At 60.0% G+C, this 10,440-nt stretch carries 8 protein-coding genes; 4 read left to right on the plus strand and 4 right to left on the minus strand.

Features of this window, described 5'->3' with window-relative positions; all coding sequences use genetic code 11:
- Nucleotides 1-41 precede the first annotated feature (41 nt).
- From ACQKPC_RS09465 to rfbC, 4 genes are all read right to left on the minus strand, one after another.
- A complete protein-coding gene (locus ACQKPC_RS09465) occupies nucleotides 42-500 on the minus strand; it encodes a YiiD C-terminal domain-containing protein (protein WP_008068720.1) in 459 nt (152 codons plus the stop codon).
- 40 nt (nucleotides 501-540) lie between these two features.
- Complete coding sequence (locus tag ACQKPC_RS09470; protein WP_427624238.1) at nucleotides 541-1,935, minus strand: sigma-54-dependent transcriptional regulator; 1,395 nt, start codon at nucleotides 1,933-1,935, stop codon at nucleotides 541-543.
- The gene (locus ACQKPC_RS09475) at nucleotides 1,932-3,740 is read right to left on the minus strand and encodes a sensor histidine kinase (protein ID WP_427624239.1); all 1,809 of its coding nucleotides are present in this window, start codon (nucleotides 3,738-3,740) and stop codon (nucleotides 1,932-1,934) included. Before ACQKPC_RS09475 ends, ACQKPC_RS09470 begins: the two co-directional genes overlap by 4 nt.
- Before the next feature lie 106 nt (nucleotides 3,741-3,846).
- Nucleotides 3,847-4,392 carry a dTDP-4-dehydrorhamnose 3,5-epimerase gene (rfbC, locus tag ACQKPC_RS09480; RefSeq protein ID WP_427624240.1) on the minus strand — a complete coding sequence of 182 codons (546 nt, stop codon included), beginning with the start codon at nucleotides 4,390-4,392 and terminating at the stop codon, nucleotides 3,847-3,849.
- Nucleotides 4,393-4,570: 178 nt separating this feature from the next.
- Between rfbC and ACQKPC_RS09485 the strand changes: the two genes are divergently transcribed.
- From ACQKPC_RS09485 to ACQKPC_RS09500, 4 genes are all read left to right on the plus strand, one after another.
- A complete protein-coding gene (locus ACQKPC_RS09485; RefSeq protein ID WP_427624241.1) occupies nucleotides 4,571-7,483 on the plus strand; it encodes an aminotransferase in 2,913 nt (970 codons plus the stop codon).
- Nucleotides 7,484-7,811: 328 nt separating this feature from the next.
- A complete protein-coding gene (gene aguB / locus ACQKPC_RS09490; protein WP_008068730.1) occupies nucleotides 7,812-8,690 on the plus strand; it encodes an N-carbamoylputrescine amidase in 879 nt (292 codons plus the stop codon).
- A 3-nt stretch (nucleotides 8,691-8,693) separates the two neighbouring features.
- A complete protein-coding gene (gene aguA / locus ACQKPC_RS09495) occupies nucleotides 8,694-9,800 on the plus strand; it encodes an agmatine deiminase (protein ID WP_427624242.1) in 1,107 nt (368 codons plus the stop codon).
- Between the two features lie 245 nt (nucleotides 9,801-10,045).
- Nucleotides 10,046-10,258 (plus strand): hypothetical protein, encoded by a 213-nt coding sequence (locus ACQKPC_RS09500; protein WP_008068732.1) that lies wholly within the window; start codon nucleotides 10,046-10,048, stop codon nucleotides 10,256-10,258.
- The last annotated feature ends 182 nt before the right edge of the window (nucleotides 10,259-10,440 follow it).

Below are 10,440 nucleotides of genomic sequence, written 5' to 3' on the forward strand. Positions count from 1 at the left end.
GTCACGGGCTGCATTCCCACGCAGAGCGTGGGAACGATCAGTCATCGGTGAAGGACATACTGCCCGGTAAACCGCACCGCATCCTCTTCACTCCCGGTATTCACGATCCGTGAATGCAGCGTCAACCGCGCCCGACCGTACCGCTGATACATCGCCAGAAACTTCTTCCACACCGCCGCACTCGGTGCCTGGCAAATCGCTGTCGCATCCATGGTGACCGGCAGCGGGTAGCTGATCTGCCCTTCCTGAATCACGATGTGACCGTCTTCGATGATGCCTTCTTCACGCAAACGCAAATGCAGCCAGCCCCAGCCGGCCAGCACTGCGCCGCAATACAGACTGCCACCGAACATGGTGCTCTTGTGATTGACGTTGGCCGCAAGCGGCAGGTGCAGGCGCAGTTGTTGATCGTGCCAGTCGAGCACTTTGAGGCCCATGTCCCGCGTGAGGGGGATGTCAGAATGGAGGATCGATTCCAGGTGACGACTGTCGCGGTTCATTCATGGGCCTTTTGTTTGAAGGGGATGATTTTACGGTAGCTCAATCAAGGTCGTCAGTGTGGTTGCCGGCGCCGGCATCGGCGAAGTTCAGACCATGCTTGCGCAGTTTGTCGTGCAAGGTTTTGCGCGGAATCCCGAGGGCTTCGGCGAGGCTGCGCACAGAGCTGTGCGAGCGCGCCAGTTCGGCGGCAATCAAACTCTTCTCGAAGTTCTCCACTTGCTCGCTCAGGCCGCCGCTGACCACTTCAATCGTGCTGCCGACGCCGCCATCCGGCGCACTGTTGTCCAGCGCCAGTTCCAGACCCAGGGCAAAGCGTTCGGCGGCGTTCTGCAGTTCACGTACATTGCCTGGCCAGGTGTGGCGCAATAGCAGCGCCCGGTGTCCCGGCTGCAATTCGTGGGGTGGCAAACCGTGGCGGGCGCTGGCTTCATCGGCGAAATGCTGGAACAGCATCAGCGCATCTTCGCCTCGCTCACGCAGCGGCGGAATGCGCAGCGGTGCGACGTTCAAGCGGTAATACAAGTCGGCACGGAAGCGGCCCTGATCGGCGGATTGACGCAGGTCTTCCTTGGTCGCAGCGATAATGCGGATGTCCAGCGGGATCAGCTGGTTGCCACCCAAGCGCTCGACGACCCGCTCTTGCAGCAAGCGCAGCAGTTTCACCTGCACGTCCAGGCTCATGCTTTCGATTTCATCGAGGAACAACGTGCCGCCATTGGCAAATTCGAACTTGCCGATGCGACGCTTCTGCGCGCCGGTAAACGCACCGGGCTCGTGACCGAACAGCTCGCTTTCCACCACCGACTCGGCCAGGGCCCCGGCGTTGATCGCCACGAATGGGCCGTTACGCCGACTCGACAGGTCGTGCAGCGCGCGCGCCACCACTTCCTTGCCCGCACCGGTTTCGCCGAGGATCAGCACGTCGGCCTTGGTCGCCGCCAATGCACCGATCTGCTCACGCAGGCGCAGCATCGGCGCCGATTGCCCTACCAGTCGAGCGCTCAGTTCGTTGCGATCACTCAGGGCCAGACGCAGGCTGCGGTTGTCCAGCACCAGCCGGCGCAGGTCCAGGGCACGACGTACGCTGTCGAGCAGGGAGTCGCTGGCGAAAGGTTTTTCCAGAAAATCATAGGCTCCGGCACGCATGGCTTGAACGGCCAGCGGCACATCGCCGTGGCCGGTGATCAGCAGCACGGGTAGCTCCGGGTCCTGGGCGTGGAGTTCGGTCAGCAGTTCAAGGCCGTCCATGCCCGGCATACGGATGTCACTGACCACCACGCCCGGCCAGTCACGCTCCAGTTGCCCGGCCAGGCCTTTGGCTTCAGCCAGCGGCAGGATTTTCAGGCCGGCCAGGTCCAGGGTCTGGCTCAGGGCCTGGCGCAGGTGGGGATCGTCGTCGATCAACACGACCTGGATGCGGTTGTCGATGGTCATGCACTTCGGTCCTCGGACGGTTGCAGGCTCACGCCCGGTGCGCCTGCGCGCAATTTCAGGGTAATCAGGGCGCCACCTTCCTTGTGGTTGGAGAACGACAATTCACCACCGAAGGCGCGCATCAGGGTGTCGCAAATCGCCAGCCCCAAGCCAAGCCCCTGAGTACGGGTCTTGGTGGTGTAGAAGGGCTCGCCGGCACGACCCAGCGCTTCCAGGCAGAACCCGGGGCCGTTGTCGCGAATGTACAGATTGACGCCGTCGGCGGTGGACTCGGCACTCAACCAGAGTTTACGCGGCGGGCCTTTTTCCGTCAGGGCATCGAGGGCATTGGCCAGCAGGTTGCCGAGTACCTGGCGCAGACGGGTTTCCCCGGCCTCGACCCATAGGGTGGCAGCCGGCAGGTCACGGATCAGCTCGACTTCCATGCTGCGCCGACGCTTGGCCAGTAACGCCAGCGCGTCGTCCAGTGCCGGTTGCAGGGCAACACTTTCCGGGGCGTGGCGATCACGCCGGGCGAAGGCGCGCAGGTGGGCGATGATCGATGCCATGCGCCCGGTCAATTCGCTGATCAGCTTGAGGTTGCCGCGAGCATCCTCGGTGCGCTGATGATCAAGCAGCACTTCAGCGTTTTCCGCGTAGCTGCGGATTGCCGCCAGCGGTTGGTTGAGTTCATGGCTGATGCTCGCCGACATCGTCCCCAGCGCCGAGAGCTTGCCGGCCTGCACCAGGTCATCCTGCGCGCGCACCAGTTCCTGCTGAGCGTGTTCGCGCTCCAGCACTTCCTGCTTGAGTCGACGGTTGAGGCCTTCGAGGTCGCTGGTCCGTTCGGCGACCCGGCCTTCCAGTTCGTGGCGGGCCTTGCCTTCGAAGGCGATCCGCTCCAGGTAATGGCGTCGGCGCTGCATCATCAAGCCCAGCAGCAGCATCAATACCAGCAGCGTTGCGCCGCCAATGGCCACGACGGTGCGTACCGGACGATCGATCAGGGTACGCGGCGCAAGGATACTGACGCTCCAACCGGTTTCTTCGATCTGCCGGGTTTGCGTCAGCCAGGCGTTGGCGTCGAGATTCAACGGCTTGGGATCGCGGGTTGGATAGGGTTGAATCGCGGTGATGGCCTCGCGCTCCGGGTCGCTCAATGGGCGGGTCGAGCGGAAGCGCCACTCTGGCCGCGACGTGAGGATGACCACGCCATTGTGGTCGGTGACTAACAGTTGTTCCGGGGTTTTACCCCAGAGGCTTTCGGTGTGGTCGAGGTCGACCTTGATCACCAGCACGCCGATGATTTTTTCGCGATCACGTATCGCCGCCGCAAAGAAGTAACCGCGCTTGGCCGAGGTGGTGCCCAGGCCGAAGAAGCGTCCCAGACGCCCAGCCATGGCTTCACTGAAATAAGGACGAAAAGCGAAATTGCGGCCAACGAAACTGTCGTGTTTGTCCCAATTGGAGGCCGCCAGCGTCTTGCCGGTGGTGTCCATCAGGTACATGACTTCGGCGCCGGTCTGGGCACTGATGTTTTTCAGCAGGCGATTGGCATTGCCCTGAATCACGCCCTCGTCGGGTGCAGCCAATGTCGCACGCAGAGCAGGCAGCTCGCCGAGAATCTGCGGCAACACTTCATACCGATGCAGAGTGCCCAGCAGGTTGGCGACGTAGAGGTCGAGGGTCTGACGGTTCTGTCCGGCCAGTTCGCTGCGGTAGTAACGCTCGGCCAAATGCTCCAGAGGCCAAAGCAAGGGCGCCAGGCACAACGCGAGTAGCGCCAGGCTGCGCCAGCGGGGTCTGCGGGGGAGAGTTGGTGTCATGAGCATCAAGCGCCTATGGGTATAGACGCATTATGCCTAGGCTTGCGGGCGCAGTCTGCGCACCTGGGATCAAGTGCGCGCTGGCGGTGAAAATTCACACAGGAATTCAGGAAAAGACTTCAGCGTCCTTGAAGAACGCGGCGGACTGATCCTTGGCGGACAGTTTCGGTGCTTCGTCCAGCTGCCAGTCGATGCCCAGGTCAGGATCGTCCCAGCGAATGCTGCGCTCGGCCGACGGAGTGTAGTAGTCGGTGGTTTTGTAGAGGAACTCGGCGAAATCGCTCAGTACCACGAAACCGTGAGCAAAACCTTCCGGTACCCAGAGTTGGCGATGGTTGTCGGCGGACAGGCGTACCGCCACCCATTTGCCGAAATGCGGCGAGCTGCGGCGAATATCCACCGCCACGTCCAGCACCTCACCGGCGGTGACGCGAACCAGTTTGCCCTGGGTGTTTTCCAGCTGGTAATGCAGGCCGCGCAGTACGCCTTTTTGCGAGCGGGAATGGTTGTCCTGAACGAACCGGGTGTTCAGGCCGGTTGCCTCTTCGAAAGCCTTGGCGTTGAAGCTCTCATAGAAGAAACCGCGCTCGTCACCAAATACCTTGGGTTCGATGATCAGAACACCGGGCAGGTCGGTGGTGACTACATTCATGGTGTTTCTCCGGCAATAGGCGTGATGGCCGACATTCTTACGCAAAGTGGCGGCGGGTGCGAGTGGGGCGGTGAAGAGAGTTGCGCGGGCATTTGATTCGCGCCAACCAGGAAGGGGGTTGCGTATCGCCCCAAGCAGTGGCGATATAAGCGCCTAATAAAATTTCAGGGGTCGTTGTATGCCGCTCGCCACGTTGATTCACCGCGCCAGTCTGCCCAGCCCGCAGGTGTCTGCGGCGCAAGCGCTTGAGCTGCTGAAAGAGCATTACGGGCTGAGCGGGCGGTTGCAGGCTCTTGGGAGCCAGCAGGATCTCAATTTCCGCGTCGACAGCGAGCAGGAGCGTTTTGTCCTGAAAATCTGCCGTGGCGATTACTCGGCGCTGGAACTGCAAGCCCAACACGCAGGACTCAAGCATCTGGCTGAACATTCCGGCGTGCCGGTGCCGCGAGTGATTCCTGCCAAAAATGGCGCAGACCTGCTTTCCCTTGAAGTTGGGGGCCAAGCGGTGCACGTGCGTTTGCTTGATTACATCGACGGCCAATCCCTGACGCACCTCGATCATCTAAGCCATTCAGTGGTCGTCGGTTTCGGTCGGCTCTGCGGCGAAATGGACCTGGCGCTGGCCGGTTTCGATCATCCGGGCCTTGAGCGCACCCTGCAATGGGACGCTCGCCACGCCAACGCGTTAATCGCGCATTTGCTGCCGGTGATCAAGGATGAGCGGCAACGAGCGTTGATTGCTGAAGCCGCCGAACAGGCCGAGCGCCATTTGCAGCCCTTGGTGGACAAGCTGCCGGTGCAGGCGATTCACATGGACATCACCGACGACAACGTAGTCTGGCAGCGGGATTCGCAGCGGCAATGGCAGTTGCAGGGCGTCATCGATTTCGGCGACCTGGTCCGTACCTGGCGGATCACCGATCTGTCGGTGACCTGCGCCGCGCTGCTGCACCATGCCGATGGCGATCCGTTCTACATTTTGCCGGCGGTTCGGGCTTATCACGCGGTCAATCCGTTGCAGCATGAAGAGTTGCTGGCACTCTGGCCGCTGATCGTTGCGCGTTCGGCGGTGCTGGTGCTGAGTGGGGAACAGCAGGTCAGCGTCGATCCGGGCAATGAGTACAGTCGCGACAACCTGACCCATGAGTGGGAAATTTTCCGTGTTGCCACATCGGTGCCGTTGGCGTTGATGGAGGCGGCGATTCTTGCGGCAGTCGGTCAAAGCCTGCCGAGCATCGGCAGTGAAGACTTCGCGCCATTGTTGCCGAGTCTGGTGGGGCGTGAGTTTGCGTTGATCGATCTGGGCGTGCTCAGTCCGCATTTCGAGGCGGGTAACTGGGAGCAGCAAGGGATCGATCTGCGTTTGTTGACGCAAGCCGCTGCGGCTCACGGTCTGGCGGCCAGTCGATATGGTCAGTATCGTCTGTCCCGCACCCGGCCGGACTGTGCCAGCGAACCGGATACTTTCCCGCTACACGTTGCGTTGCGAGTGCCCGATGGCACGGCGGTCGAAGCGCCGTTTGCCGGCGTTGTTCATATCGAAGGGGAGAACTTGCTGCAACTGGATGGCCCAGAGCTCAGCGTCCGATTGTGGGGTGTGGCTCCATCGGTACGCAGTAGCGCGGCGCTGGTCAAAGGCCAGGTACTGGGTTCGGTCAGCGGGCCGTTGATCGTGCAATTGTGCCGAAGCGCTCAGCTCGACGCGCCGTTGTTTTGCACGCCTTCGCGCGCGGCAGCCTGGCAGGCATTGTGTCCTTCACCTGCCGTGTTGCTGGGCCTGGCCTGTGATGCGCAAGAAGAGCTCGACCCGCAGACACTGCTCGCCCGCCGTGACGCGAGTTTCGCTCGCTCCCAGAAGCACTATTACATCGACCCACCGCGCATCGAGCGCGGCTGGCGCAATCACCTGATCGACATGCAGGGTCGCTCTTACCTCGACATGCTCAACAACGTCGCGGTCCTGGGGCATGGCCATCCGCGTATGGCTGCTGTCGCCAGCCGGCAGTGGTCGTTGCTCAACACCAACTCGCGTTTTCACTACGCGGCGATTGCCGAGTTTTCCGAGCGTTTGTTGAAGCTGGCACCGGACAACATGGATCGCGTATTTCTGGTCAACAGCGGCACCGAGGCCAATGATCTGGCGATCCGCTTGGCCTGGGCCTACAGCGGCGGTCGCGACATGCTCAGCGTGCTGGAGGCGTATCACGGCTGGTCAGTGGCGGCGGATGCGGTTTCGACTTCGATTGCCGACAACCCCAAGGCCTTGAGCAGCCGTCCGGACTGGGTGCATCCAGTGACCGCGCCGAACACCTATCGCGGTGAATTTCGTGGCATCGACAGCGCACCGGATTACGTGCGCAGCGTCGAACATAACCTGGCGAAAATTGCCGAACAGAAACGCCAACTGGCCGGTTTCATCTGCGAGCCGGTGTACGGCAATGCCGGCGGTATCTCGCTGCCACCGGGCTATTTGAAGCAGGTCTATGCGCTGGTCCGCGCTCAGGGCGGGGTGTGCATCGCCGATGAAGTGCAAGTTGGTTACGGCCGTATGGGCAAATTCTTCTGGGGCTTCGAAGAACAGGGCGTGGTGCCGGACATCATCACCATGGCCAAAGGCATGGGTAACGGCCAGCCGTTGGGCGCTGTCATTACCCGACGGGAAATTGCCGAAGCGCTGGAGGCCGAGGGTTACTTCTTCTCGTCAGCCGGTGGCAGCCCGGTCAGTTGCCAGATTGGCATGGCAGTGCTGGATGTGATGGAAGAAGAAAAACTCTGGGAGAACGCGCAGGTTGTGGGCGGGTATTTCAAAGAACGTCTTGAAGCGTTGATTGACCAGCATCCGTTGGTGGGAGCGGTGCATGGTTCCGGCTTCTATCTGGGCGTGGAGTTGATCCGCAATCGAGAAACCCTGGAGCCCGCGACCGAAGAAACCACGGCGTTGTGTGATCGCCTTCGTGAGCTGGGGATCTTCATGCAGCCGACGGGTGATTACCTGAACATTCTCAAGATCAAGCCGCCGATGGTTACGTCGCGTCAGAGCGTGGATTTCTTTGTCGACATGCTGTCGAAGGTGTTGGACGAGGGGTTGTAAGACTCGATATCGCTTTCGCGGGCAAGTCGGATCGCCGCACCGCTCGCTCCTACGGATTTATGTCGTTCGCGGAATATGCGCACGACACGGACCTGTAGGAGCGAGGCTTGCCCGCGAAGGCGTCATAAAGACATACATTAATATCGATTGTTATCGGGTTTAAGTGAGAATTTTCCGACGGAAAGAATATTTATCGCTTTAAAAGCCGATTTTTATCGGCTATAAAGTCGCCACTGCCCACGGTGTGGATGAACCACGCCCGGTGCTGCCTCTTTCTGTCATCGGTCGATGCCACCCTCGACCTTCACACTTGCCCAGGAGATGATTCATGAGCCGTATCGTTACCGTCGCCGCTACCCAGATGGCCTGTTCCTGGGACCTTGAAGCCAACATCGAGACCGCTGAAAAGCTGGTCCGTGAGGCTGCGGCGAAAGGCGCGCAAATCATCCTGATCCAGGAGCTGTTCGAGGCGCCGTACTTCTGCCAGAAACCGAACCCTGATTACCTGCAGCTGGCCACGACGGTAGAAGACAACGTCGCCATCAAGCATTTCCAGAAGGTCGCCAAAGAATTGCAGGTTGTTTTGCCAATCAGCTTCTACGAGCTGGCCGGCCGCGCACGCTTCAATAGCATCGCGATCATCGATGCCGACGGCAGCAACCTCGGGATTTATCGTAAAAGCCATATCCCGGATGGTCCTGGCTACCACGAAAAGTACTACTTCAACCCGGGCGATACCGGCTTCAAAGTCTGGAATACCCGTTACGCGAAAATCGGCGTGGGCATCTGCTGGGATCAGTGGTTCCCTGAGTGCGCCCGCAGCATGGCGCTGCAAGGCGCGGAAATCCTGTTCTACCCGACCGCCATCGGCAGCGAGCCACACGACAAGACCATTTCGTCCCGCGACCATTGGCAGCGCGTGCAGCAAGGCCATGCCGGCGCCAACCTGATGCCGCTGATTGCCAGCAACCGCATCGGCAACGAAGAGCAGGACGGCTACGACATTACCTTCTACGGCTCGTCGTTCATCGCCAACCAGTTTGGCGAGAAAGTCCAAGAGCTGAATGAAACAGAAGAAGGCATTCTGGTTCACAGTTTCGACCTCGATGAGCTGGAGCACATCCGCAGCGCATGGGGCTCATTCCGTGACCGTCGCCCGAACCTGTACGGCGCGATCAAAACCCTCGACGGTTCCCTGGAGTCCTGAACCATGACCACTTTGAACAGCACCCCTCGCACCGACGGCTTTTACATGCCCGCCGAATGGGCACCACAGACCCAGACCTGGATGGTCTGGCCCGAGCGCCCGGACAACTGGCGCCTGGGCGGCAAACCGGCACAAGCTGCGCATGTGGCGGTGGCCAAGGCCATCGCGCGTTTCGAACCGGTGACCGTGGCGGTTTCCGCCGGCCAGTACGAAAATGCTCGCGCCCGTCTCGACGTGCCGAATATTCGTTTGGTGGAGATGTCCAGCGATGACGCCTGGGTTCGGGATACTGGCCCGACGTTCGTCATCAACAATCGCGGCGAAGTCCGTGGTGTGGATTGGGACTTCAATGCCTGGGGTGGTTTTGACGGTGGTCTGTATTCGCCGTGGAACCGTGACTCGCAGGTGGCGGGCAAGATCCTCGAAATCGAGCGCAGCCCGCGCTATCGCACCGAAGGTTTTGTGCTCGAAGGCGGCTCGATCCATGTCGATGGCGAAGGCACCCTGATCACTACCGAAGAATGCTTGCTCAACCGCAATCGCAACCCGCACATGGACCGTGCGCAAATCGAAGCGGTGCTCAGCGCCAATCTGGCTGTGGATAAGATTATTTGGCTGCCGGACGGTTTGTTCAACGACGAAACCGACGGCCATGTGGATAACTTCTGCTGCTTCGTGCGTCCGGGCGAAGTACTGCTGGCCTGGACTGATGACCCGCAGGACCCGAACTACCCGCGCTGTCAGGCGGCAATGAACGTGCTGCAAAACAGCACCGATGCCAAGGGGCGCCCGTTCACGGTGCACAAAATGCCGATTCCTGGGCCGCTGTACGCGACCGAAGATGAGTGCGCAGGTGTCGATCCGGTGGATGGCACTCAGGAACGCAATCCAACCGTTCGCTTGGCCGGCTCTTATGTGAACTTCCTGATCGTCAATGGCGGCATCATCGCGCCGAGCTTCGACGATCCGTTGGACGGCCCGGCCAAAGAGATTTTGCAGGCTTTGTTCCCGCAGCACGAAGTGGTCATGGTGCCGGGTCGCGAACTGTTACTGGGGGGCGGTAACATCCACTGCCTTACCCAACAACAGCCCGCGCCGCACAAGGAGTGAGTGAGGTTGTAACAGCCTGAGTTGATTGAAGAATCGATTGAGCAACGATTTAGCCTCGTTATTTCACAGAAAGCCCGCAGCCCGTCAGGACTGCGGGCTTTTTTGTATCCACTTGTCGACACTTCGAAAACATTGGCACAGCTCTTGTATCTTCGATGGCGCAACATGGGGAGGGAGAGAACTTCGATGTTCTGTCATAAACCTTGGATAAGTTAGCCGCTCACAAACCAGGAGAGAGCGCTGAGATGAACGCCGAAATGAACGTCGTGAGCGAGCGGGCAATGCATCCCCTGGCAGTTAATAGCGAATCGCTCCAAGTCTTGGCGCAATGGTTGAAGTCCAATGGAACGCGTCAGATCAGAGAACCTGATCCGCGCCGGATGATGATCGAGCGCTACCCCGCTGGTTTATTCAGCGAGGCGGAACTGGAAGCACTGTGGGATGTGATGGAAGGATAAGAAGAAAAACAACGGATTGATAAAAGCGCTGCCGGGAAGGCGGCGCTTTTTTATGGGCGAAGATTTTTATGATCACTGGAGATCAAATGTGGGAGATTCTATGGTTGAGGGGAAGCCCTCAACCCGTTTTCGCTTGGTATTCACTCTGCCCTTTCAGCAGTGCAAATACGACCCGTGCAAGC

The organism is Pseudomonas sp. NPDC089918 (genome assembly GCF_050280605.1).
Lineage (GTDB): Bacteria > Pseudomonadota > Gammaproteobacteria > Pseudomonadales > Pseudomonadaceae > Aquipseudomonas.

Excerpts from the sequence above, each read along its gene's own strand:
- aguB (WP_008068730.1), top strand. The coding sequence starts at position 7,812 with ATGAGCCGTATCGTTACCGTCGCCGCTACCCAGATGGCCTGTTCCTGG.
- aguA (WP_427624242.1), top strand. The coding sequence starts at position 8,694 with ATGACCACTTTGAACAGCACCCCTCGCACCGACGGCTTTTACATGCCC.
- ACQKPC_RS09485 (WP_427624241.1), top strand. The coding sequence starts at position 4,571 with ATGCCGCTCGCCACGTTGATTCACCGCGCCAGTCTGCCCAGCCCGCAG.
- ACQKPC_RS09470 (WP_427624238.1), bottom strand. The coding sequence starts at position 1,935 with ATGACCATCGACAACCGCATCCAGGTCGTGTTGATCGACGACGATCCC.
- ACQKPC_RS09500 (WP_008068732.1), top strand. The coding sequence starts at position 10,046 with ATGAACGCCGAAATGAACGTCGTGAGCGAGCGGGCAATGCATCCCCTG.
- rfbC (WP_427624240.1), bottom strand. The coding sequence starts at position 4,392 with ATGAATGTAGTCACCACCGACCTGCCCGGTGTTCTGATCATCGAACCC.
- ACQKPC_RS09475 (WP_427624239.1), bottom strand. The coding sequence starts at position 3,740 with ATGACACCAACTCTCCCCCGCAGACCCCGCTGGCGCAGCCTGGCGCTA.
- ACQKPC_RS09465 (WP_008068720.1), bottom strand. The coding sequence starts at position 500 with ATGAACCGCGACAGTCGTCACCTGGAATCGATCCTCCATTCTGACATC.